The 22,795-nt window shown below is 75.4% G+C and carries 17 protein-coding genes and 1 pseudogene; 7 read left to right on the forward strand and 11 right to left on the reverse strand.

Going from position 1 to position 22,795, the window contains the following annotated elements; translation table 11 throughout:
* Positions 1 to 28: 28 nt before the first annotated feature.
* A complete protein-coding gene (locus Sfr03f_RS04625) occupies positions 29 to 799 on the reverse strand; it encodes an IclR family transcriptional regulator (RefSeq protein WP_108952398.1) in 771 nt (256 codons plus the stop codon).
* 142 nt (positions 800 to 941) lie between these two features.
* On the opposite strand from Sfr03f_RS04625, the pseudogene Sfr03f_RS04630 reads away from it, so the two are divergent.
* A pseudogene (locus Sfr03f_RS04630) lies at positions 942 to 2,465 on the forward strand (aldehyde dehydrogenase (NADP(+))); the annotation flags it as partial.
* Positions 2,466 to 2,749: 284 nt separating this feature from the next.
* Here the strand turns inward: Sfr03f_RS04630 and Sfr03f_RS04635 are convergent.
* The 3 genes from Sfr03f_RS04635 to Sfr03f_RS04645 form a co-directional block, all read right to left on the reverse strand.
* A complete protein-coding gene (locus Sfr03f_RS04635; protein ID WP_108952400.1) occupies positions 2,750 to 4,312 on the reverse strand; it encodes a sodium:solute symporter family protein in 1,563 nt (520 codons plus the stop codon).
* A gap of 249 nt (positions 4,313 to 4,561) precedes the next feature.
* Entirely contained in the window at positions 4,562 to 9,232 is a 4,671-nt protein-coding gene (locus tag Sfr03f_RS04640; protein ID WP_108952401.1) for a substrate-binding domain-containing protein, read from the reverse strand.
* Between the two features lie 210 nt (positions 9,233 to 9,442).
* Positions 9,443 to 10,423 (reverse strand): pectate lyase family protein, encoded by a 981-nt coding sequence (locus Sfr03f_RS04645; protein WP_108952402.1) that lies wholly within the window; start codon positions 10,421 to 10,423, stop codon positions 9,443 to 9,445.
* Between the two features lie 383 nt (positions 10,424 to 10,806).
* Between Sfr03f_RS04645 and Sfr03f_RS04650 the strand changes: the two genes are divergently transcribed.
* Entirely contained in the window at positions 10,807 to 11,319 is a 513-nt protein-coding gene (locus Sfr03f_RS04650) for a pyridoxamine 5'-phosphate oxidase family protein (RefSeq protein WP_108952403.1), read from the forward strand.
* A 282-nt stretch (positions 11,320 to 11,601) separates the two neighbouring features.
* Here the strand turns inward: Sfr03f_RS04650 and Sfr03f_RS04655 are convergent, their stop codons facing one another.
* On the reverse strand, positions 11,602 to 12,387 hold the full coding sequence (locus Sfr03f_RS04655; RefSeq protein ID WP_108952404.1) for an aminoglycoside adenylyltransferase domain-containing protein: 786 nt from the start codon (positions 12,385 to 12,387) through the stop codon (positions 11,602 to 11,604).
* 180 nt (positions 12,388 to 12,567) lie between these two features.
* Complete coding sequence (locus Sfr03f_RS04660) at positions 12,568 to 12,813, reverse strand: hypothetical protein (RefSeq protein WP_108952405.1); 246 nt, start codon at positions 12,811 to 12,813, stop codon at positions 12,568 to 12,570.
* A 112-nt stretch (positions 12,814 to 12,925) separates the two neighbouring features.
* On the opposite strand from Sfr03f_RS04660, the gene Sfr03f_RS04665 reads away from it, so the two are divergent.
* From Sfr03f_RS04665 to Sfr03f_RS04675, 3 genes are all read left to right on the forward strand, one after another.
* On the forward strand, positions 12,926 to 13,363 hold the full coding sequence (locus tag Sfr03f_RS04665; protein WP_108952406.1) for an SRPBCC family protein: 438 nt from the start codon (positions 12,926 to 12,928) through the stop codon (positions 13,361 to 13,363).
* 180 nt (positions 13,364 to 13,543) lie between these two features.
* Positions 13,544 to 14,488, forward strand: a complete 945-nt coding sequence (locus Sfr03f_RS04670) for an aldo/keto reductase (RefSeq protein ID WP_108952407.1) — start codon at positions 13,544 to 13,546, stop codon at positions 14,486 to 14,488.
* A 123-nt stretch (positions 14,489 to 14,611) separates the two neighbouring features.
* Complete coding sequence (locus Sfr03f_RS04675) at positions 14,612 to 15,274, forward strand: acetoacetate decarboxylase family protein (protein ID WP_108952408.1); 663 nt, start codon at positions 14,612 to 14,614, stop codon at positions 15,272 to 15,274.
* Here the strand turns inward: Sfr03f_RS04675 and Sfr03f_RS04680 are convergent.
* Complete coding sequence (locus Sfr03f_RS04680; RefSeq protein ID WP_108952409.1) at positions 15,213 to 16,214, reverse strand: helix-turn-helix transcriptional regulator; 1,002 nt, start codon at positions 16,212 to 16,214, stop codon at positions 15,213 to 15,215. The two genes, Sfr03f_RS04675 and Sfr03f_RS04680, sit on opposite strands and share 62 nt — an antisense overlap.
* 135 nt (positions 16,215 to 16,349) lie before the next feature.
* Between Sfr03f_RS04680 and Sfr03f_RS04685 the strand changes: the two genes are divergently transcribed.
* Positions 16,350 to 16,904, forward strand: a complete 555-nt coding sequence (locus Sfr03f_RS04685) for a DinB family protein (RefSeq protein WP_108952410.1) — start codon at positions 16,350 to 16,352, stop codon at positions 16,902 to 16,904.
* A gap of 72 nt (positions 16,905 to 16,976) precedes the next feature.
* Here Sfr03f_RS04685 and Sfr03f_RS04690 read toward each other — a convergent pair whose 3' ends face one another.
* The 4 genes from Sfr03f_RS04690 to Sfr03f_RS30135 form a co-directional block, all read right to left on the reverse strand.
* A complete protein-coding gene (locus Sfr03f_RS04690) occupies positions 16,977 to 17,588 on the reverse strand; it encodes an RBBP9/YdeN family alpha/beta hydrolase (protein WP_108952411.1) in 612 nt (203 codons plus the stop codon).
* A gap of 151 nt (positions 17,589 to 17,739) precedes the next feature.
* Positions 17,740 to 18,132, reverse strand: a complete 393-nt coding sequence (locus Sfr03f_RS04695) for a VOC family protein (RefSeq protein WP_108952412.1) — start codon at positions 18,130 to 18,132, stop codon at positions 17,740 to 17,742.
* A gap of 263 nt (positions 18,133 to 18,395) precedes the next feature.
* The gene (locus Sfr03f_RS04700; protein WP_108952413.1) at positions 18,396 to 19,811 is read right to left on the reverse strand and encodes an FAD-dependent oxidoreductase; all 1,416 of its coding nucleotides are present in this window, start codon (positions 19,809 to 19,811) and stop codon (positions 18,396 to 18,398) included.
* Between the two features lie 74 nt (positions 19,812 to 19,885).
* A complete protein-coding gene (locus Sfr03f_RS30135) occupies positions 19,886 to 20,050 on the reverse strand; it encodes a hypothetical protein (protein ID WP_159105543.1) in 165 nt (54 codons plus the stop codon).
* A 239-nt stretch (positions 20,051 to 20,289) separates the two neighbouring features.
* Between Sfr03f_RS30135 and cyc2 the strand changes: the two genes are divergently transcribed.
* Positions 20,290 to 22,590 carry a germacradienol/geosmin synthase Cyc2 gene (gene cyc2 / locus Sfr03f_RS04705; protein WP_170145032.1) on the forward strand — a complete coding sequence of 767 codons (2,301 nt, stop codon included), beginning with the start codon at positions 20,290 to 20,292 and terminating at the stop codon, positions 22,588 to 22,590.
* Positions 22,591 to 22,795: the final 205 nt, after the last annotated feature.

Consider the following 22,795-nt stretch of genomic DNA (forward strand, 5'->3'; position numbering starts at 1 on the left):
CGCCTCCGTCCAGGGCGGGCGGCCGGGCTCAGAGCCGGCGGGTGGCCAGGGTGAGCCGGTCGCGGGCGTCGAACAGGGCGTCCACGATGGCCTGTTCGTGGGTGCCGGTGAGCCGGGCCACCGGCACCGAGCAGCTGATCGCGTCGCGGGCCGGGGTGCGCTGGGGGACCGCCACGCCGAAGCAGCGCAGCCCCAGCGTGTTCTCCTCCCGGTCCACCGCGAACCCGCGCTCGCGCACTTGGTGCAGCTCCTCGATGAGCTGCTCCCGGTCGGTGATGGTGTGCTCGGTCAGCGCGGGCAGGGTCTGCGGCAGCAGCTCGCGCACCTGCTCGTCGGTGCGGGTGGCCAGCAGCGCCTTGCCGAGCGAGGTGGAGTGCGCCGGCAGACGACGGCCGACCCGGGTGAACGGCCGGAGGTAGTGCTGTGACTGACGGGTGGCCAGGTAGACCACGTTGGTGCCGTCCAGACGGGCGAGGTGGATGGTCTCGGTGGTGTCGTCGGAGAGCCGGTCCAGGGTCGGCCGGGCCGCCGCCACCACCTCGTCCCCGTCGATGTACGAGGTGCCGACCAGCAGCGCCCGCACGCCGATGCCGTACCGCGTGCCGGTGGCGTCCGTCTCCACCCAGCCGAGCTCCACCAGGGTGCGCAGCAGCATGTACAGGCTGGACTTCGGATACCCGACCGCCTCCTGCACGGCGGCCAGGCTGTGCATGCCGGGGAGCTGGGCGAAGTACTCCAGCAACTCCACGGTCCGCACAGCGGACTTGACCTGTGCGCCACCCGTCTCGGCAGTCGACATGCCTCTTGACCCCTTCGAACGCCCGCAAATAGAGTTCCTGCATTCACACACAGGAATGGTGTTCAGAATACCGAACGCACACCGGTCGGCCCCGGCCGTCGCGGCGGACCGGGGCACCGGCAGGAACCGGAGGACCCCCACCGTGACCGCAGCACCAGTCTGGAGCGTCGATCCCCGAACCGGGAAGCGCCGGGAGCAGGTCGCCCAGGAAGCCTCGCCCGAGGACGTGGACCGCGCCGTACGCGCCGCCCACGGCACCCGCGCGGCGCTGGCCGAACGCCCCGCACGGGCCTCCCTGCTGCGCACCGCCGCCCGCCTCCTCGACGAGGCCCGCGAGGAGGTGGTCGAGACCGCCGACGCCGAGACCGCCCTCGGCGCTCCCCGCCTCACCGGCGAACTGGCACGCACGACAGCGCAGTTGCGCGCCTTCGCCGACATCGTCGAGGAGGGCGGCTTCCTCGACGTGCACATCGACCACGCGGACGCCACCCGCACCCCTCCGTGGCCCGACCTGCGGCGCTGGAAGGTGCCGCTCGGCGTCGTCGCCGTCTACAGCGCGAGCAACTTCCCGCTCGCCTTCTCGGTGCCCGGCGGCGACACCGCCAGCGCCCTCGCCGCGGGCTGCCCCGTCGTCGTCAAGGCCCACCCGGACCACCCGGCGACCTCCGAACTGTGCGCCTCGCTGCTGCGCCGGGCCGCCGCGGAGGAAGGGCTGCCGGAGGACGTCGTCGTCCTCGTCCACGGCTTCGACGCCGGCGTCGCGCTCGTCGGGCATCCGCTGGTGGCCGCCGCCGGGTTCACCGGTTCGGTGCGCGGCGGCCGGGCGCTGTACGACGCCGCGGCCGCCCGCGCGACCCCCATCCCCTTCCACGGCGAGCTCGGCAGTCTCAACCCGGTCCTGGTCACCGAGGCGGCCGCGGCCGAGCGGGGCGAGGAGATCGGGGCCGGGCTCGCCGCGTCGATGACCCTGGGGACGGGCCAGTTCTGCACCAAGCCGGGCTTCGCCCTGGTCCCCGAGGGGGCGGCAGGCGACGGCCTGGTCAAGGCGCTCACCGAGGCGGTGGCCGGCGCTCCGGGCGGCGTGATGCTCGACCACCGGATGCGCGAGGCGTTCCTCGCGGGGGCCGCCGAGCGCGCCGCGCTGCCCGGCGTCGAGGCGCCGGTGGCACCCGGCCCGGACGGCGACCACGCGGTCGCGGCGGGCTTCCTGACCGTCCCCGCGAGCCGGCTGGCCTCGGGGAACACCCACGAGGCGCTCCTCGAGGAGTGCTTCGGCCCGGTCACCGTCGTCGCCCGCTACGGAAGCGAGGACGAGGCGGTCACCGTCCTGCGCGGCCTGCCCGGGAACCTCACCGCGACCCTCCACCTCGGCGCCGACGAGGCCACCGGCGCGGACGGCCGGGGCGCCGCCCTGCTCGCGCTGCTGACGCCGCTGGCCGGCCGCGTGCTGGTCGACGGCTGGCCCACCGGCGTCGCCGTCGCCCCCGCCCAGCACCACGGCGGCCCCTACCCGGCCACCACCTCCACCTCCACCTCGGTCGGCGCCACGGCGGTCGAGCGCTGGCTGCGGCCGGTCACCTACCAGTCCACGCCGCAGGCGCTGCTTCCGCCGGAGCTCCACGACGACAACCCCCTCGGCCTGCCGCGCCGGGTGGACGGCCGCCCGGAGACCGGCGGTTCGCGCCCCGCGCCCGGTGCCGACACGGGCCCCGGCGCCGACGCGACCGTCGACGGCGCCGCGGGCGCCTGACGGCCACCCGGGCGCCTGACGGCCACCCGGGCCCGCGCCCCGACGCCGCCATGGTCCGGCTCCGCACCGGAGCCGGACCACGGCGGCGTTCCGGTGCCCGCTTCGCCCCGGGCTCCGCCTCCCGGCCGGTCCCCGGTCCTGCACGCGGTGTGCCGCCGGCCGCCCCCGCGAGGGGACGGCCGGCGGCACGGGCGGGCGGGTCAGCGGGTGACGACCGTGCCCGCGACCGCGTCGCCGTCGGACGCGGGCGGCTCGCCGTCGAGCTTCGCCTCCAGCGCCAGACGTTCGGCCTCGGTCGGGTCGCTGTCCAGGGAGTCGATCAGCGCGTCGCGCGCCGCGCTGCCCTGCGGGTGGACGAACCCGACGACCACGTACAGGGTCAGCGAGGTGAGCACCGGCAGGCCGACGTTCATGGTCTGCGTGGCGTCCTCCACGCCCCAGTACAGGAACGCCCAGACCGCCAGGCCGCCCGCCCAGGAGGAGATCGCGGCGACCGGACCGTGCCGGCGAAACCACGGCAGCAGACCGAGCATCAGCGGGATGGAGATCGGCCCCATCGTGGCGGCGACGATGCTGACCACCACCGTCATGATGAAGCCCTTCGGGTCGGCGAAGAGCGCGAAGGTCATGCTGACCGTCACGAAGGCGACCGTGGTGATCCGGGCGAACGTCAGCTGCCCCGCCTGGGTGAGGCGCCGCACCCGCGGGACCAGCACCGGCGCGAGGTCGCGGGTGATCACGGCCGTGATGACGTTGGAGTCGGAGGCCACCATGGCCATCGTGTGCGAGAAGAACCCGGCCAGCAGCAGCCCGATGACGCCCGTCGGCAGCAGCGCCTGGGCGAGCATGATGTAGGACTGCTCGCCGTTCTCGATGCCGGGCACCACCAGCGGCGCCGCGATCATCGGCACGAAGAGGATGAACGGCCACACGATCCACAGCGCGCTCGAGAGCAGGGCCGAGCGCCTCGCCCGCGAGCCCGAGGGGGCCGCCATGTAGCGCTGCGCCAGGTTCCACATGCCGCCGTTGTACTCGAAGGTCTTGACCAGCAGGAACGCCATGATCAGCCCGGAGGTGACCGGCCCGGCCACCGGGTCGCCGTGCCCCTTCGGCAGGTCGCCCCACATCGTCCAGAGGGTCGCCACGCCGTCCAGGTGCGCGAAGAGCGCGAACAGCATCGCGAACCCGGCCACGGCCTGGATGACGAACTGGCCGAAGTCGGTGAGGACGTCGGCCCACAGCCCGCCGAAGGCCATGTAGAACATGGTGCAGACGCCCGTCAGCGTGATGCCCCAGCCCAGCGGGATGTCCGCGAACCCCTGCAGCAGCACGGCGATGGCGACCCACTTGGCGGCGATGTCGACCACCTTCAGGGCGGCGCCGCTGTAGGCGAGGACCTGCTGGGTGGGGAGGTTGTAGCGGACGGCGAGGTAGGCCAGCGGCGAGTTGACGCCGTGCTTGGCCCGCAGCCGGTTCCAGCGCGCGGCGAAGACGAAGGCGCCGATGCCGATGCCCACGCCGATGGTGAGCGGCCACCAGAAGTAGACGGTGACGCCGTGGTCGTACGCGACCGCCGCGAAGGTGACGAACATGATCGCGCTGTAGCCGGACATGTGGTGCGAGATTCCGGAGAGCCACCACGGAATGCGGCCACGGGCCGTGAAGAAGTCGGCGATCGTGTGGATGCGTTTCCTCGACCACAGGCCGATGCCGACCATCACGAAGAAGTACGCGCCCAGTACGACCCAGTCCAGTGCGGCCATCTCGGCTCCTCGCGTTCATGGACATGAATAAGGGACATGCTCTTGAATGGGTGTCGTCACCGTAGGAGCGTCGTGATGGAGCGTCAATACGATGAGCAGAGCGACTTTTCCGCGAGTGCCGAGGGTGGTCGACGGGCGGAGCGTTCAGCTGCCTGAACGCTCCGCCCGGGGGTGAGCCCGGGGGCCGGGCCGGGTGGCTGGGCACGCCTGCCGGAGGCGCCTGCCGCGTTCGGCGCCGTCGCCGTCGGGTTACGAGGCCTCGCGGTAGACGTGCGGCGCCATGCCCGTCACCTTGCGGAAGACCCGGCTGAAGTACGCGCGGTCCTGGAAGCCGACCGCGCGGGCCACCGCCTGCACGCTCTCGTCCCCGCTCCGGAGCCGCTCCTTCGCGTGGTTGACGCGGACCCGGATCAGGTAGTCCCACAGGGTCAGCCCGAGTTTGCGGTGGAACAGCCGCCCGAGGTGGTGCTCGCTGACCCCGGCGGCCCGCGCGATCTGCCGCCGTGACAGCGGCTGCCGGTAGTGCTGCTCGATGAACGCGACCGCGCTGCGCACCGGGAGGTGGCCGCGCAGGGCGCCGGGTTCCGGGCGCCGCGCCGCCGACGACGCGAGCAGGGCGGTCAGTTCACCGTCGGTCAGGACGTCGCGCCCGAGCAGCGTCAGCGCCGGATGGGGCTCGGCCCGGCGCAGGTCGTCCCGGGTGAAGCCCCGGGCGCCGAGCATCAGCACCGGCACCGGCGGCTGCCCCGCGCCGCCCGCCTCGCACATGCGGTCCACCACGTCGAAGCCGCTCACGTCCGGCAGGTCCCGCGCCACGACGAGCAGGCACGGCGGCCCCGCGGCCAGCAGCGCGGCGGCCGACGCCCCGTCCGCGGCGCCCCGCACCGCCCGGCCCGGCAGGGCCCCGGCCAGCAGCCGGCGCAGTCTGCGCCGCTGGGCGGGGTCGGCGTCGGCGACGACCACCGGATGCTCGAGGGCGGCGGGCCGCAGCGCGTCCAGGGCCTGATCCAGGTCCCGCCCGGAGACGGGGCCGTACAGCAGGAACGGCGTGCGGCGGCACGCGGGGTGGTCGTGCAGCGCCCGGACGCTCGCCCACGCGTGCGGATGACCGTCGGCGGTGTCCCAGGCGACGGCGGCCGGGGGCCGCGCGGTCGCCAGCGCGGCGAGGTCCTCGTCGGGGTGCGGCCGGTGGACGCGCCAACCGTGCCGTCGCGCCAGGCCGTCGGCCTCCGGGGGGCCCGGGGGGCCTGGAGGGCCTGGAGGGCCCGGGGAGGGCGGGTGGGCCCGGGGCTCGCCGGCCTCGCGGGGACGGGCGCCGGCGCCGGCGCCGGCGCCGGGGGCGCGGGCGCTGCGGGTGCCGGGGTCGCCAGGGTCGGGGTCGGGGTCGGGGTCGCGGGCGCTGCGAGCACTGCGGGTGCCGGGGGTGCCGGGGGTGCCAGAGTGGCCGAGGTTGCCGGGGTCGCCAGGGCCGTCGGGGTCGCCCAGGGGGTCGGTGTCGTGCAGCGCGGCGGAGGAGGCGACGTACAGGGTGCGCCGGGGCGGGCCGTCCGCGAGACCGGGCACCGGGCAGGGGGCGTCCGCCGGGGTCGGCAGCGGGAGTTCCAGCCGGAACCCGCTCCGCCCGGACGCCTCGCACAACGACACCGACCCGCCGTGCAGCACCGCCAGCCGGCGTGCGACGGCGGGCCCCAGCCGGGTGCCCGGGGCGGCGGAGGCGAAGGGCTCCAGCAGCCGTTCCGCGTCCTCCCGCGACACCGCGAGACCGGGTCCCTCGACGCGGACGCGGAGCACCGGCGGCCGCACCTGGGCCGACAGCGCGACACCGGCCGCGCCGCCCGGAGGCCCGGCCGCCGCCGTCAGCAGGGCGACCAGGATCTGCCGCAGCCGTGCCGGGTCGGCGCAGATCGCCGGCAGCCGCCGGGGCAGGCGCAGCCCGGCCGGCGGCGGGACGGCGGTGCGGGCCGCGTGGGCGGTGCGGACCGGCGTCCGTGAGGGTCCCGGGCCCCCGCCCGCGACCTCCGCGAACGCCTCGGCGAGCAGCGGCCGGGGGTCGAGGAGTTGCCGGGAGAGGTCCAGCGCGTCGATCTCCGAGCGGGACAGGTCGAGCAGGTCGTCGACGATGCCCAGCAGACGGTCCGCGTCCGCGTGCACCGTCCGCAGGACCTCCGACGGATCCGCCCCCGCCGGAGCGCCGGCGGCCGTGCGGCGGAGTATCTCCTCGACCGGGGTGCGCAGTTCGTCCGTCGCGTTGTCCAGCAGCCGCGTCTTCAGACGGCTGGCCCGCTCGGCGGCGTCCCGGGCGCGCTGCACCTCGTCGAGCAGCCGGATGCCCTTCAGCGCCGCGCTCACCTGGTCGCCGAGGGCCCGGTAGAGGGCGCCGCGGGTCGCCGCGCCCTCCCGCGACCCGGCGTCGAACAGGGCGAAGCCGAGGCGTTCCGCCCCGAGGTGCAGGGGTTCCGCGACGAGGGTGAAGCGCCGGTCCTCCCCGGGTGGGGGCACGGGCGCGTACCGGAGGGCGCCCGCGGCGGGTCCGGGCGCCGCGACCGCCACCTCGTCGCCCTGCCCGCCCCCGCCGCACGGCTCCCCGGAGCGGGCCTCCCCGGTGCCAGGACCCGCCCCGTACCGCTCCCCGGCCTGCGGCACACCGGTGGCGCCCTCCCGGGTGCGGGTGTCCCCGGCGGGCGGTTCCTCGCTGCGCTGTCCGCGGCCCGACCGCCCCCCGGTGCCGGGCTCCCCGGCGGGCGGTCCCCCGCGACGGGGCTCCGCGGCAGGCGCGTTCGCGGTGTGCGGGACCTGAGCGTGTGGCTCCCCGACGCCTGCCTGCGCGGTGTGGTCCTCCGCGGTGCGCGGGGCCCTGGTGAATGCCTGCGCGGTGTCCGGCTCCGTGACGGAGGGCTCTCCGGCGTTCCGCTCCCCGGGGGGTGTGGCCCCCGAACGGGGCTGCTCGGCGTGCGCCCGCGCCCTCTGGGAGGCCTCGGTGCGGGGCCTCGCGGCGTGCGAGGCCCCGGCGTAGGGCGCCCCGGTGTGCGGCCCCGCGGTGCGCGAGGTCCCGACGGGCGTCCCAGTGTGCGGCCCTCCGGTGTCCGAGGCCGCGGTGCGCGGCTCCGCGGTGTCCGAGGCCGCGGTGTGTGGCTCCGCGGCGTGCGAGGAGGTCCCGGTGTGGGGCGGCCCGGTGTGCGGCTCCGCGGTGTGCGAGGCTCCGGCGTGGGACGCCCGGGTGCGTGGCTCCGCGGTGCCCGAGGCCCCGGTGTGTGGCTCCGCGGCGTGCGAGGCCCCGGTGTGTGAGGCGGCGCCGGTGGGCGGCTCGCCGGGGTGCGGGCCCGTGCTCGGTGGGCGTCCGGTGACGGTCGCCGCGCGTTCCTCCCGGGTCGGGACGGGCCGCACCGCCCCCGTCCCGTCGCCGTTCTCGTACAGCACCAGCCGGCAGCCGCGCACCCCCATCGCCGGCAGGCGTTCGGCGAGGACACCGGTGAGCGCGTCGGTGTCCGTGGCCGTGGTGAGCGCCGTGCCGAGCTCCCGCAGCCGCCGGGCCTCCTGCTCGTCCGCCCAGCGCGCGTACTCCAGCAGGCGGCGGGACTTGTCGGCGACCATCAGCCGCGCCTGCCCCAGCAGCCGCTCCCCGCACCCGCGGGCGTCGTCCGGGAGCCGCGGGAGGGCCAGCCGCCGGGCCCGCAGCAGCGCCGCGTCCCAGGCACGTGCGTCGTCGGCGTCCCCGACCGCCCGGGCGAGGACGGCCTCCAGCAGCGGCAGGAAGGCGCCCGGGGCCTCGAAGCCGGGCGTCGCCGCCACGTCCGCGTGGAACGCGGCGTCCAGTTCCGCCGCGTTCCCGGGGCAGTCTCCGAACGGATCCCCTGACACCCCGGCACCGGGAGGACCCTCCGCGGCCGCCGCGGCCGCCGTGGCCGCCGCGTCCACCGCGCCCTGCACCACCAGCGGTGAGTGGCAGCCGCAGGACCGCCGGGTGACGAGCGCGCCCGGCACGGCGGTGCGCACCGGCGGGGGAGTGCCGCGCAGCCGGGCCAGCAGCGTCTCCACGGCGAGCGACCCCAGTTCGGTGAACGGCAGCGACACCGAGGTCAGCGGCGGATCGGTGAGCCGCGCCTCGACGGAGTCGTTGAAACCGACCACCGCCACGTCCTCCGGCACGCGGATCCCCCGCCCGGTCAGGCACCGCAGCACGTCCGCCGCCAGCACGTCGCTGCAGGCGACCACCGCGTCGAAGTCCCGGCCCGGCCGCAGCCGCCGGATGTCGAGCAGCACCCGCATCGCCCGCGCCCCCGCACCGCCGCCGAAGTCGGCGGCCTCGGTGACCAGGGCGTGGTCGAGCGGGATGCGGTGCCGGGCGAGGGCATGGGTGTAGGCGCGGTACCGGTCGAACGAGACGGGATTGGTGAGCGGCCCGCGCACGCAGGCGGGCCGGCGGCGCCCGTGGTCCTCGACGAGGTGGCCGACGGCCTCACGCATCCCCGCGTCCCCGTCGAGCAGCAGGGCCTCGTGGCCCTCCAGGCCCTGGTTGAGGCTGACGACGGGCAGCGGCCGCAGGCGCCGCAGCAGCCACCGGGCGCCCTCGCCCACGGCGGGCAGATTGAGGGTCGAGGTCCAGCAGACCACGCCGTCCAGCCGGTCCGGTGCGATCAGGTCGTAGAGGGCGTTGCGCGGGGACCCGGGCCGCAGCGCACCGCCGGGCAGGGCGACCAGGTTGGCGTCGCCCCGCTCGGCCGCCGCCACCGCCCCGGCCCACAGGGTGGCGCCGACCCCCAGGTGGATGTTGTCGGTGACCAGCGCCAGCGTGGGGCGGCGCGCCCGCTCCCGTCGGGGCGGCCCGTCCGGACCGGAGCGGCCCCGCGGTCTTGTCGCGGCGTCGGAGGGCGCCGGCGTGCGCGCAGGGCCGGGCGCGATTAAGGGTCCGGGTTCCGCCATGAGCAGCCTCGCTCGTCGTCCGGGGGCGCGGTCCGGGCCTCGGCCGACCGCCGGGCCCCGGAGGATAGTGGCGGGTGCGCACCCGGACAAGACATGTGACCGCCGGGCCGGGCGGGACGGAACGCGAGGGCGGGGTGCCGGGGCCCGGTGGGGACCCCGGCACCCCGCCGGGTCACGCGGTGCTCGCCGTCGCCGGAGGACCGGCGGGCGTCAGATCTTCCCCACGCCCGCCCCCGCGGTCACGATCGACTTGACGCTCGAGGCGCTGTCCGCGGAGTAGGAGTACGGGATGCCCGCCACGCTTCCGCCGGCCTCGCCGCTGCCGGAGTTGACGAAGTGGTTGTTGCGCGCGACCAGGGCGCCGTCGCCGGAGTCGCCCTCCCCGCGGTGGTACGGGTCGTCGGTGTCCTCGAAGTAGTTGCCCTCGACGAGCACGCCCGCGTTCTGGGTGGACGCGACGCCGTAGGAACCGATGTCGCTGAAGTAGTTGTTCAGCACGTGCACCGGGTTGCCGAAGCGGACCCGCGGGTTGCGCTGGTTGGTGCCGTCGAACCAGTTGTGCACGTACGTCACGCGCAGCTTGCCGATGTCCTCCGAGCCGTTGTCGTCGTCGTGCCCGAGCAGCATGTTCTTGTTCTGGTTGTGGGTGCGGTTCCACGACACGGTGACCTTGTCGGAGGCCCGCTTGATGTCGACGGCGCCGTCGTAGGCGTTCGAGATGTCGTTGTGGTCGATCCACACGTTCGTCGAGTACTGGACGTTGATCGCGTCGTCCTTCGACCCGGTGAACGTCAGGTTCTGCACGATGACGTTGTTGGCGTTGCTGATGTTCAGGCCGTAGCCGGTGATCCGGCCGGCCGTGCCGACGCCGACGATCGTCTTGTTCGACGCCACCTTGGTCATCGAGCTCAGCGCGATGGACCCGTTGACCCGCACGATCGTCGGTGCGCTGCTCTGCACGGCGGCGACGAAGGCCGAGGTGGTGGTGACGGTGACGGTGGTGCCGCCCGCGCCGCCCGTGGTGGCGGCGCCGAACCCGACGGGACCGGCGGCGGCCGCGGCGGCGGCGCCCTCCGTCCCGGCGTTCTCGGCCGCGCCGCTGCTGGTGGCCGTCGTCGCGGCGAACAGCATCGCCGTGGCCGCCGCGGCGGCTATGCCCGCAGAGCTGTACCGCGCGCTCGTCCTGCGCATGGGAGTTCTCCGTTCGGTGGGGGATCCGGGGGATCTGGACTGGAACAGGAACAGGGGCGCTCCCCACCCGCAGAGTGAGCTGCGGGACGGGAGCACCGGTGCCGCGCGGCCGGCTCGTGGACGATGCTAGGGCGGACGCCGTGGACGATCGGGAGCCCCGTGTGGACTATCGCGCGCGGGCCGCCACGGCCGGACCGCCTTGCGGCCGCCCCTCGCGAGGACGCACGCAGCGCCCCCGGGCGGCGCGGGCCGAGGGCGCGTGGTGCGGGAGCCGCCGACCGGCGTGCGGTTGTGGCGGGTCACGGTTGTAGGTCCGACGGCCGAGTCGGTCCCCGTCCTCGGTACGGCGCGTGCCCCGGCGTCGGGCGTCTAGCGTGCCGGGCATGACGACCGGTGAGCCGCCCCGCGGCACGGAGCGACGCACGCGTGACGTCCTCGCGCGGTTCGCGGAGGAGACGGACGTGTGGGTGGCGACCGCGGACGCCCACGGGACGCCGTACCTGGTGCCGCTGTGGTTCGTCCGGCACGACGATTCCTTCTGGCTCGCCACCCGGCCCGCCACGCCGACCGCACGCAATGTCGGTGCCGTCCGCCGCGCGAGGATGGCGCTGGGGGACACGCTGGACGTGGTCCTGGTGGACGGGGACGCCGAGGTGCTCACGTCCTCGCAGGCACCCGAGGCTGCGGCGGACGCGTTCACCGCCAAGACCGGCTGGGACCCGCGGAAGGACGCCAGGGAGTACGTGTGGATCCGGGTGCGGCCCCTTTCGATCGAGGCCCGCAACGGTGAGCACGAGATGCGCGGGCGCTGGGTGATGCGGGACGGCGTGTGGGCGGTGACCTCGGGGAGGACCGATGCACGGGAGGCGGGGCCGCCCGTACCGCGACCGGCATGAGGCCGGAGCGGCTGCACCCCGCGGCTCGACGACCGGACCCCCGCCGACCGCACCCTCGACGGGATCCGTCATCCGGTGTGGGACAACGGCAGCAACCGTGACGGCTGGGCCCCTACCTGGACGCGAAGCCCGGCCGCCCCCGAGACCCCGCGCTACGCGGTGCCCGCCCGGCGGGAGGACCTCACCGGGCTGCCTCCGGCCTGGACCGGTGCCGGGGACGCCGACCTCTTCCACGAACCCGTGACTACGCCGCACGCCTGCGGGCAGCCGGTGTCGACACGGTCAGCCGGCGAAGGACTCCGCGTAGGCGGCGAAGGCGTACGTCGCCTCGAGGGAACCCGGCCGCGGCGGGTCGGCCGGGTTCCAGCCGCGCCCGCGGTCCTCCCTCACCTGGGTGAGCAACGGCCGCCACCGGGGCGCCAGTTCGGCCGCGCCCCAGGCCAGCGCGCCCGGCTTCGACGCCACCTCGCCGGTCCTCAGCGAGTACAGCACCCGGCAGTACGTCGTCACCGTGTACCGCTGGGTCCAGGCCAGTTCGAAGGACGCCCAGGTGCGGACGGAGTCGAGCAGCCCCGGCAGCTCGGCCCGTGCCTCGGCGCGCACCGCCTCGGGCGGGACCACGTCGACCACCTCGGTGACCGGAGGGCCGGCCAGGGTGATGCCGTGGTGGCGCAGGATCCACCGGGCGTGCGCGCTGTTGCAGTGGGTGTCCCAGGTCAGCTCCCGGTGGCCGTGGTCGTTGAACAGCCACGGCGTGCCGAGGCCCGTGACGTCGCCCAGGGAGGCGGTGTCGGCGTAGGAGCCCTCCAGGTGCCGCGCCCAGTGGCCGGGGCGCAGCGGAATGCCGTCGTGGAGCCGGCGCAGCGTCGCCTCCGTGGCGCCGGACGGCAGGCGGGTGGCGGCGACGACGAAGTCGCAGTCGCTGTGCCGGTCCCCGGCGCCGAGGGCGAAGGAGCCCTGCAGGTAGGCGCCGACGAAGGTGTCGCCGAGGATGTCGCGGACCGAGCGGGTCAGGTCGCCGAGGAGCGCGTCGAGCTCCTCGAAGGGGGTGAAGCGGGGGGAACGCATGCGGAATCTCCGTGCCCGTGAGGGTGCCGATGGTCGGTTCGCGGGCGCGGCGAAGGAGAAGACGTCACCCGGTCCGGGTGACCGGCCGGGGCGGGATCGCCGCGCTCAGAGGGCGCGGCGGGTGCGGTACGCGGCGAAGCAGCAGGAGGCCATGGGGGAAGGATAGCTCCGCGCGCCCTCTCAGCGGCGCCGCCGTCCGGGGCCGGGACCGTCCGGCGACGGACGGGGCGGCGTGCGCTCCGTCTGTACCCGTACCTCTTGGTGGGCCTCGTGGGAGGTGATCCGGAACGCCTCCTCCCAGGACGCGAGCGCGGCCGAGGCCGCGGCGGTGCCCCGGCGACGCACCCGGCGGGCCAGGCGGGCGAACGCGGCGACGGCGGCGGCCAGGCCGCCGAGCACCATCAGGGGCGGAAGGAGAACGTCCATGCGCGGGTGAGCGTAGCCGGGTGCCGGGGCCGGGCAGTAGCCCTAGGGTGGAGGCGGACGACCGATCCGGACGACCGATCCCGGACGACCGATCCCGGACGACGGGGGAGCGATGGGGACGCAGGTCATCGAGCACACCGAACACACCACGGCGGCCCCCGGCGTGGTGCACGCGCTGCTGCGGGACGGGGCCGGGTGGCCCGTGTGGTCGCCGCTGGACTCCTTCACCCTCGAGTCGCCGGCGCCGGGCGGCGGCGAGGGCGTCGGCGCGGTGCGGGTCTTCCGCACCGGGCGGCACGTCTCCCGGGAGCGGATCGTGGCGAGCGTGCCGGACCGGCACTTCGCCTACGTGCTGCTCTCGGGGCTCCCGCTGAGGGACTACCGGGCGGACGTGGTGCTGACGCCGGGGGGCGGGGGCACGGAGATCCGGTGGCGCTCGGTCTTCCGGGCGAAGGTGCCGGGGACCGGGTGGGTCTATCGGTGGGCGCTGGGACGCTTCGTGCGGGATGTCGTCCGCGGGCTGGCCCGCTACGCGGCGCAGAACGGCTGACCGACGCGGGCCGGCTGACCGCCGTAGACCCGCTGGCCGCCGTGGACCCGCTGGCCGCCGCGGACCGGCTGGCCGCCGCAGCCCCGCCGGCCGCCGTGGACCCGCTGGCCGCCGTGGACCGGCTGACCGCCGCGGCGACGGGCGGGCCGCGTCGCGGGACTCCTGTGCGATCATCCGCCGATGACCTCCCTGCCACCGCACCCCGTCGTCACCGCCGAGGCGTCCGGCACCTGGACCCTCGGCGACCTGCCCGTGCGCCGGATCGGCTTCGGCGCGATGCGGCTGCCCCAGACCGGGACCGCCCTGATACCCGACGCCGTGCCCCGCGACCGCGGCGAGGCGATCACCGTGCTGCGCCGCGCGATCGACCTCGGCGTCAACCACATCGACACCGCCGACTTCTACTTCTCCCCGCTCCGCTCCGCCAACGAGCTCGTCAACAGCGCGCTCGGCGGCCCGTATCCCAGTGACCTGGTGATCGCGACCAAGGTCGGCCCGCGGCGCGCCGCCGACGGCTCCTGGGCGGCCGCCGCCACGCCGTCGGAACTGCGGGGCCAGGTCGAGGAGAACCTGCGCCAACTCGGGCGCGACCACCTGGACCTGGTGTACCTGCGGATGATGGGCCAGGACTCGGCCGCCGAACACTTCGGGGCGCTCGCGCAGTTGCGCGAGGCGGGCCTGATCCGCCACCTCGGACTCTCCAACGTCCGGCCGCGGCACCTCGACGAGGCCCGCGACATCGCGCCCGTGGTGAGCGTCCAGAACCCCTACGGGCTCGGATTCAACACCCGCCAGGCGGAGTTGGCGGCCCGCTGCGGTGAACTGGGCATCGCCTTCGTGCCGTTCTACAGCCTCGCCGGCGCGGCCAGGGAGGACGGGCGCGGCGACGGCGAACTGCCGGAGGTCTCCGCGGTCGCCCGCGCGCACGGGGCCACCCCCGCCCAGGTCCGCATCGCCTGGACCCTGGCGCAGGGACCGCAGATGCTGACCATCGCCGGCACCGGCGACCCGGACCACCTGGCGGACAACGTGGCGGCGGGGGCGCTCCGCCTGTCGGACGAGGAGCTCGCCTCCCTCGACGAGGCGCACCGCCGCGGTGACGGGCCGTCGGCGGAACGCGGCTGACGGCCCACGGCACCGCTTGCCCTCCGGCCGCACGGGCGCGGAACGGGACGGCGCCGGACGGCACCGGACGGCGCCCGGCGCTGGCGGGGCGGTGGCCGGGCGAGGGCCGGGCACCATGGGGGAATGAGCGAAACCGAACCCTTCCCGCCCGAGCCGTGGGACCTGCGGGGCCGGATGCACGTCGGTCTCCGGCAGGTCCGTCCGAGCCGGCTGCCGAGGTGGCCGCTGCCCGACGGGGTCCGCCCGCTGGCCGTGGGCGGGCGCCGCCTCCTGCTGACCTTCTGCGTCGACTACTCGTCCGAAGGGACCCTCGCCTACCGGGAGTTGCTGGTGGCGCTCGCCGTCCGGCAGGGGCGGCGGATCGGGTGCACGGCGGTGGCGGTCTGGGTGGACAGCGAGCAGTCCAAGGCCGGCGGCCGCACCCTGTGGGGCATCCCCAAGGAGATCGGGGAGTTCGCCTGGGAGCCCGGGGCGGGGCCGCCGGGGACGGAGCACGTGAGGCTCCGGGCCCCGGGGACGGGCGAGGTCCGTGCCGCGTTCCGGCCGGGACGGACCCTGCCCGGCCGGCTGCCGATCCGCACCCGTCTCCTGCAGGAGGTGGACGGGGAGGTGCTGGCCGTCCCCGCCCACCTCACCGGCAGGCCGGCGCCGGCCAGGGCGTCCTTCCGCCCCGACCCCGCCGGGGAGCTGGCCTTCCTGGGGGAGGGCCGCCCCCTGCTGTCGTTCACCCTGGAGGACTTCCGGTTCCGGGTCGGGTTCCGGCCCCCGCGCGAGCGGCTCGGCTGAGGCGGGCGCCCCACTCACGCGCCTTCTCCACCATCTCGGGCGGTCCGACGACCTGGAAGTCCGCCTCCGCCATGCCCACGGCGGTCACCGCCCAGTTCAGGTCGTCCGTGGTCAGCTCCACCCGGCAGCGGGCGCCGTCCAGCTCCTCCACCCGGCACCAACGGCCGATCCGCTGCCGGACGGTGTCCGCCGGGGCGTCGACCAGCACCTCCACCAGGTGCGGGCGCGGCAGGTTCTCCAGCCCCGCGCTGACGAAGGCCGCGGCGTCGGCGGCGGGCAGCTCCCGGGGGCGGAACCGGTCGCCGGTCGCCTCCGGGGAGCTGAGCCGGTCCAGCCGGAAACTGCGCCAGTCCGCCCGGTCCAGGTCGTAGGCGACCAGGTACCAGCGCCGGCCCAGCGGCACCAGGCGGTGCGGCTCGGCGTGCCGCTCGCTGCGGGTGCCGTCGGCGGCGCGGTAGCCGAACCGGAGCCGCTCCTCGTTCCGGCAGGCCAGCGCCACCGTGGTCAGCGCCGAGGGATCCACCGCCGGGCCCTCGCCGTCGCCCCACCGGACCGGCACCGTCACCTCGTGCAGCGCCTCCACCCGGCGGCGCAGACGGGCCGGCATCACCCGCACCACCTTCGCCAGCGCCCGCACGGACGACTCGGCCATCCCCTCCACCGCGTTCTGCGCCGCCGCCTGGAGCCCCAGCACCAGGGCGACCGCCTCCTCGTCGTCGATCACCAGCGGGGGCAGCGCGGCACCGGCCGCCAGCTGGTAGCCGCCGTCCACCCCGCGGTTCGCCTCCACCGGGTAGCCCAGCTCGCGGAGCCGGTCGACGTCGCGGCGCAGCGTCCGCGGGGAGACGCCCAGCCGGTCGGCCAGCTCGGTCCCCGGCCAGTAACGGTGGGTCTGCAGCAGGGAGAGCAGCCGCAGGGTGCGTGCACTGGTGTTCGCCATGTCATCCAGTGTGGCGGCGATTGCGGACAGGAACCGGCCGCAATGCGATCTAGCGTGGAACGTGTCCGAGGACGAGGGGGACGGCCGGCGTGCGACGCCCCGTGCCCCTGCAAGACGAACGAAGGCGATACCGAGATGAGCGTCGAAGAAATGATCACGTCGGCAGACACCACCGGAACCCTCGACGGCGAGCGCGCCGACATCCTGGAGATGCTGGTCCGCCATCGCGAGTTCCTGCGCATGACCGTGCGTGACATCACCGACGAGCAGGCCCGGTTGCGGCCCACCGTGAGCGAGCTGAGCCTCGGCGGGCTGATCAAGCACGTGGCCTCGGTGGAGACGGCCTGGGTGGACTTCATCCTCCAAGGGCCCTCCGCGCTCGGCGACTTCGAGAACATGACGGAGGCGGACTGGGAGAAGCGCGCCGCGGACTTCCAGATGCTGCCCGACGAGACGCTGGCCGGGCTGCTCGAGGCCTACGACCGGGTGGCGGCCCGCACCGACGGCCTGGTCGCCACGCTGCCCGACCTGGACGCGAGCCACCCGCTGCCCAAGGCTCCCTGGTTCGAGGGGGACCGCAGTTGGTCCGCCCGGCGGGCCCTGCTCCACATCGTCGCGGAGACCTCGCAGCACGCCGGGCACGCGGACATCATCCGCGAGACCCTGGACGGCGCGAAGACGATGGGATGACACCCGGCGGCGGGCCCGCGCCCGCCGCCGCGCCGGCCCGCGGCTCCGGACCCCGCCGCTCATCGTGAAGGGTCAACGGGTCGCGCCCACAGGGGAGTCGGCGGCCGGGGAGAGGCACCAGTCGAGGAGGGCCGACCACGGGCCGTAGCCGGAGTCCGGGTTCAGGTGGGCGGTGCCGGGCAGCACGTCCGCCGGAACCGCGTGCGGCCGGGCGTAGGCCGCGTCCGCGCCCTCCACGCAGTACGGGTCGTCGTCGCCGCAGACCACCCGGATGTGCCGGGCGGCGGCGCCCAGCCGCTCGCGGGTGACCGGCGGGGCCGTGAAGGCGGCGATCTCGGGGGTGTCGCGCAGGAAGGCGGGCCCCGGCGGCGCGATCAGCAGGACCCGGTCCACGGGGTCGCCGACCGAGCCGCGGGCGACGGCGTGCAGCCAGGTGCAGCAGGCGAGGCTGTGGCACAGGACGGTGCGGCGCCGGGCCCGCAACGAGGCCAGGTGCTTCTCGTACTCCGCCAGCCAGACCTCCGGGCGCGGCTCGTCGGGGTCGGGCAGCTGGGGGTACACCACCTCGTGCCCCAGACCGGTGAGCCGGTCGGCCAGCCAGTGCTGCCAGTGGCCGGCCGGCCGGCGGTTCTGCCAGCCGTGCAGGATGAGGAAGCCCTTCTCGGGCGTGCTGTCGTCGCTCATCGGCCCATGATCGGCAGCCGTCGGACCAGGCGTCCAGCGCGGTCCGGCAGACGGACGACGGACGTCCGGCGGTGCCACGACGTCCGTCGACCGGACGGCCCGGGCGCCGGCCCGCACGGCCCCGACCGCGTGGACCGGCGCCTGGGCCCCATCAGGGACGGACGTACGGACGGGTCATGATCTCCATGTTGTGGCCGTCCGGGTCGGCGAAGTACGCGCCGCGTCCGCCGAAGAGCCGGTTGACGCGACCCGGCTCGGTGTGGCGCGGGTCGGCGAAGTAGGTCACGCCCAGGACCTCCAGGCGGTCGATCATCGCGTCGAACTGTTCCTCGGGGACCAGGAACGCGTAGTGCTGGCCCTGGACCGGCTCGTCGCGCTTCTCGTAGTAGTCGAGCGTGACGCCGTTGCCGAGGTCGACCGGCAGGAAGGGGCCGAACGGGACCCCGACCCGCAGGCCGAGGACGGCGGCGAGGAACTCGGCGGACAGTTCGCGGTCCCTGGCGTGGACGACGACGTGGTCGAGCTGGACTGCGGTGACGGACATGCGGGTGACGCTCCAGTGTCGGTTCCGGAAGGTGCAGGTGCGGGGATCCGGAACCGGGGGCGGGCCACGGGCCCGCGCCGACGTCACGCCGAGGCCGGGCGCCTCACTCGTGCGTGGCCCGCGGCCGACCCGGCAGTCATGGCAGCAGTTTAGGGCCTGTCCGGCGGATCTTGCCGTTCCTGCTGCCGGGTGCCCTTGTCACCGCCCTGAGCGGGGTCTCGTGCGTGCCAAACCCCGCGACCCACATGCACCGCAGGACAGCCCTAGGCGGACGGCGTCCTCTCCGCGGCGCCCACCGGAAGTCCGGCCGCCCGCAGTTCGGCCGCGCTCAGCGGCGGGCCGTCCAGCAGGGGTTTCCGGCGGCCGAGCAGGAGCAGGGCGAGCATGTCCGGCCGCATCAGCCGGGTGGCCGGTCGCTCCATGCTCATGACGTCCAGCAGGATGCGCAGCGCCCGCGGATTGCGGGCTCCGGCGTCGACGGCACGGTCCACGTACCCGGCCAGCAGCCGCTCCGCGCGGCTCGGCGGACGGTCGGCGGCCCCCGGGTAGAACACGTCCTGGCCGACCGCCAGGTTCCACGCGTTCTCCACCGGCCGCGCCGCGGCCCGCTGGACCCGCCGGGCGGTCAGCGGGTCGGCGAGGTCGTGCCGGCGCAGCACCTCGCGCAGCGCGACGACGCTCTGCGCGGCGGCGCTCAGCCCGTGGCCGTACACCGGGTTGTAGCCGGCGATCGCGTCGCCCAGCACGACGAAGCCGGCCGGCAGACGCCTGGCCCGCTCGTAGTAGCGGCGCCGGTTCGCGGTGCTGCGGGTGGTGACCACCGGCCCCAACGGCTCGGCGTCGGCGATCAGTTCACCGATCACCGGGTGAGGGAGGGAGCGCGCGAACGACACGAAGGCGTCGGGGTCGCCGGTCGGGCGTCCGTCACGGCTGCCGGCCACGGTGACCAGCCACCGGCCGCCCTCGATCGGGTTGAGGATGCCGCCCCGTCCCACCTTGGCGTGCGGATCGGCCTGGACGTTGACGACCGGGAACCGCTCCGCCCCCGCCGGTGCTCGGTAGAGGCGGCTGGCGTAGCCCATGCCCGAGTCCACGGTGCGCTCCGGCACCGGGGGCAGGCCGAGTTCCGCCAGCCAGACCGGGGCGCGGCCCGCACGTCCGCTCGCGTCCACCACCAGGTCCGCGGTCAGCCTCTCGCGCGCGCCGCCCTCACCGGTCACCACGTCGACGCCGACGACCCGGTCCGGCGCGCCCGCCAGGCCGACCGCCTCGGCGCCGGCCCGCAGCGTCACCCGGTCGTCGCGCAGCACCCGGGCGCGGACCACGGCGTCGAGCAGGTCCCGGCCGCACACCACGTTGGTGTGCCGGGAGTGGGTGAAGCGGCGGAACCACTGCCCCGAGGGAGCCTTGGAGACCAGGTCCGCCATGATCCGGGCGCGCCAGGCGCCCCTCGCCGTCAACTCCTCGGTCAGGCCTGGCAGCAGCGACTCCATGGCCTTCACCCCGCCGGACCACAGCACGTGGGCGTGCCGGGCCTGTGGCAGGCCCCGGCGCGGCTCGGGCCCCTCGGGGAGCCGGTCACGCTCGACGACGGTGACGTCGGCGTACTCGGCCAGGACGGCGGCGGCCAGCATTCCGGTGATGCTGCCGCCGACGACGACGGCGGTGCGGCGGGACATGGGCGGACTCTTTCGCAGGGGACCAGGGCGGGACGGGCGGATTCGGCAACGGGAGCGGTGAGCGGGGGACGGGATCAGGGAGCGGGGGCCGGGCACCGCCGCGACAGCCCGCCGGGCGGCCCGGCCGCCTCGGGCGCGCCGGTCACCTCGAGCGCGCCGGTCGCGAGCGCGCCGGTCCCCTCGGCCTCGGCGGCCTCGGCGTGACCCGCGTGCAGGTCCTGGTAGGTCAGGGAGGGCACCGCTGTTCCCCCGTCAGCCACTGGGTCCGGAGTGGAACATGATTCGAACATCGTTGATCCGTGCGAGGCCAGAGCAAGATTCGGCCAGGTCGTCCGATTGACGCCGGACGCGAGGCCCGCGGCGCCCTGCCGACGACGGTACGGCGGGCGGGAGTTCCCGTTCGCCCCGGTTTCACGCGAAGGGGTGGAGCCGGGGCGGGCGGCGGATGGCGGGGCGCGGGCCGGGGCAGGACCCGGCCATGACGCAGCCGTTCGAACTCCCGCAGTTCTACATGCCGTATCCCGCGCGGCTGAACCCGCACCTCGACGAGGCCCGCGCCCACTCCACGCGGTGGGCCCGGGACATGGGGATGCTGGAGGGGTCCGGCGTCTGGGAGCAGTCCGACCTCGACGCGCACGACTACGGCCTGCTGTGCGCCTACACCCACCCGGACTGCGACGGGCCCGCACTCTCCCTGATCACCGACTGGTACGTGTGGGTCTTCTTCTTCGACGACCACTTCCTGGAGATGTTCAAGCGCGGCCTGGACCGCGCCGGCGGCCGCGCCCACCTGGAGCGGCTCCCGCAGTTCATGCCGCCCGACCCCGCGACACCCGTGCCCGAACCGCGCAACCCGGTGGAGGCCGGTCTCGCCGACCTGTGGGCGCGCACCGTCCCCGCGATGTCCGAGCACTGGCGCCGCCGCTTCGCCCTGGCCACCGAACACCTGCTGAACGAGTCCCTGTGGGAGCTCTCCAACATCGGCGAGGGCCGGATCGCCAACCCCGTCGAATACATCGAGATGCGCCGCAAGGTCGGCGGCGCCCCCTGGTCGGCCGGCCTGGTCGAGTACGCCACCGCCGAGGTCCCGCACCGCGTCGCCCGGTCCCGGCCGCTGCGGGTGCTGATGGAGACCTTCTCCGACGGCGTCCACCTGCGCAACGACCTGTTCTCCTACCAGCGCGAGGTCGAGGAGGAGGGCGAACTCAGCAACGGCGTCCTGGTCCTGGAGAACTTCTTCGGCTGCCCGCCGCAGCAGGCCGCCGAGATCGTCAACGACGTGCTCACCTCCCGCCTCCACCAGTTCGAGCACACCGCCCTGACCGAGGTGCCCGCCGTCGCCCTGGAGGCCGGCCTCACCCCCGACGAGGTGGCAGCCGTCGCCGCCTACACCCGCGGCCTGCAGGACTGGCAGTCCGGCGGCCACGAGTGGCACCTGCGCTCCAGCCGCTACATGAACGAAGGCGCGCTCGCCGCCCGCACCGACCCGCTCCGCGGCCCGACCGGACCGGGCGCCTCCGCCGCCGACGTGCGCGCGCTGCTCGCCGGGGCCGGGGCGGCGCGGCTGCGCAACCACACGCACGTGCCGTTCCAACGGGTCGGCCCGGCCCGGATCCCCGACCTGCCGATGCCGTTCGAGCTCACCCTCAGCCCGCACCTGGAAGGCGCCCGCACCCGGTTGCGGGACTGGGTGCAGGACATGGGGATCTTCGCCGAGGGGGTGTGGGACGAGGACAAGCTGCGCGCCTACGACCTGCCGCTCTGCGCCGCCGGGATCCACCCCTCGGGCACCAGGGAAGGACTCGACCTGGCCTCCGCCTGGCTGGCCTGGGGCACCTACGGCGACGACTACTACCCGCTGGTCTTCGGACACCGCCGCGACCTGGCGGCGGCCCGCCTCACCACCGCCCGCCTCTCCGCCTGCATGCCCCTGGAGGGCGAGGCCGCCGCGGCCCCGGCCAACGCCATGGAGCGCGGCCTCGCCGACCTGTGGGCGCGCACCACCGCGGCGATGGCGCCCGACCAGCGGAAGGTCCTCCGCAAGGCCGTCGACGACATGACCGAGAGCTGGGTCTGGGAGCTCGCCAACCAGCTCCAGCACCGCGTCCCGGACCCGGTGGACTACCTGGAGATGCGGCGGGCCACCTTCGGGGCCGACCTCACGATGAGCCTGTGCCGCCTCGGCCACGGTCCCGCCGTACCGGCCGAGGTCTACCGCAGCGGCCCCGTCCGGTCCCTGGAGAACGCGGCCGTCGACTACGCCTGCCTGGTCAACGACATCTTCTCGTACCAGAAGGAGATCGAGTTCGAGGGCGAGATCCACAACGCCGTACTGGTGGTGCAGAACTTCTTCGGCTGCGACTACCCGGACGCCCTCCGCGTCGTGCAGGACCTGACGGCCCGGCGCATGGAGCAGTTCCAGCACGTCGTCGCCCACGAGCTCCCCGCCCTGTACGACGACCTCGCGCTCGGCGCGGAGGCCCGCCGGGCCGTCGACGGCTACGTCGCCGACCTGCGGAACTGGATGGCGGGCATCCTGAACTGGCACCGCGAGGTCGACCGGTACAAGGACGCGTGGCTCTCCCGGCGGGCCCACCGGTTCGTGCCGGGCGCGCTGCCCGCCCCGCCGGTTCCGCCGTCCCCGTCCGGCCCGGGGCCGTCCGGTCCGTCACTGTCGGGTCGGAGGGGCGGGTCCTGGGCGGTGCCCGGCGTTCCGGGGCCCGGGGTCGGGACCGTCCTCGGCGATCACGCGACGCCGACGCCCATGACCGTCCGGTAGCCGCACCCGGCGCCCGCCCGGCGGTGTGCCCCGTGTGTCCCCGTGTGCTCCCTGTGTCCCCCGGGCGCGGGCGCGGTACGGGGGCCACGGCCGGGCCCACCAGGCCCGCAAACAGGGCGGGAACACGTCAATGCGGCACCGCCGCAGGTGCGGATGGGGGACACTTGAGGCCTGGGGCACCCCCGGTGCCCGTGCCCCACCGCGC

The organism is Streptomyces fragilis (assembly GCF_003112515.1).
Taxonomy (GTDB): Bacteria; Actinomycetota; Actinomycetes; order Streptomycetales; family Streptomycetaceae; genus Streptomyces; species Streptomyces fragilis.

Bases quoted from the DNA above. Each gene is read 5' to 3' on its own strand.
- Sfr03f_RS04645 (WP_108952402.1), bottom strand. From the start codon at position 10,423: ATGCGCAGGACGAGCGCGCGGTACAGCTCTGCGGGCATAGCCGCCGCG.
- Sfr03f_RS04640 (WP_108952401.1), bottom strand. From the start codon at position 9,232: ATGGCGGAACCCGGACCCTTAATCGCGCCCGGCCCTGCGCGCACGCCG.
- Sfr03f_RS04695 (WP_108952412.1), bottom strand. From the start codon at position 18,132: ATGTCCGTCACCGCAGTCCAGCTCGACCACGTCGTCGTCCACGCCAGG.
- Sfr03f_RS04635 (WP_108952400.1), bottom strand. From the start codon at position 4,312: ATGGCCGCACTGGACTGGGTCGTACTGGGCGCGTACTTCTTCGTGATG.
- Sfr03f_RS04680 (WP_108952409.1), bottom strand. From the start codon at position 16,214: ATGGCGAACACCAGTGCACGCACCCTGCGGCTGCTCTCCCTGCTGCAG.
- cyc2 (WP_170145032.1), top strand. From the start codon at position 20,290: ATGACGCAGCCGTTCGAACTCCCGCAGTTCTACATGCCGTATCCCGCG.
- Sfr03f_RS04700 (WP_108952413.1), bottom strand. From the start codon at position 19,811: ATGTCCCGCCGCACCGCCGTCGTCGTCGGCGGCAGCATCACCGGAATG.
- Sfr03f_RS04650 (WP_108952403.1), top strand. From the start codon at position 10,807: ATGACGACCGGTGAGCCGCCCCGCGGCACGGAGCGACGCACGCGTGAC.
- Sfr03f_RS04660 (WP_108952405.1), bottom strand. From the start codon at position 12,813: ATGGACGTTCTCCTTCCGCCCCTGATGGTGCTCGGCGGCCTGGCCGCC.
- Sfr03f_RS04625 (WP_108952398.1), bottom strand. From the start codon at position 799: ATGTCGACTGCCGAGACGGGTGGCGCACAGGTCAAGTCCGCTGTGCGG.
- Sfr03f_RS04685 (WP_108952410.1), top strand. From the start codon at position 16,350: ATGAGCGTCGAAGAAATGATCACGTCGGCAGACACCACCGGAACCCTC.
- Sfr03f_RS04690 (WP_108952411.1), bottom strand. From the start codon at position 17,588: ATGAGCGACGACAGCACGCCCGAGAAGGGCTTCCTCATCCTGCACGGC.
- Sfr03f_RS04655 (WP_108952404.1), bottom strand. From the start codon at position 12,387: ATGCGTTCCCCCCGCTTCACCCCCTTCGAGGAGCTCGACGCGCTCCTC.
- Sfr03f_RS04665 (WP_108952406.1), top strand. From the start codon at position 12,926: ATGGGGACGCAGGTCATCGAGCACACCGAACACACCACGGCGGCCCCC.
- Sfr03f_RS04675 (WP_108952408.1), top strand. From the start codon at position 14,612: ATGAGCGAAACCGAACCCTTCCCGCCCGAGCCGTGGGACCTGCGGGGC.
- Sfr03f_RS04670 (WP_108952407.1), top strand. From the start codon at position 13,544: ATGACCTCCCTGCCACCGCACCCCGTCGTCACCGCCGAGGCGTCCGGC.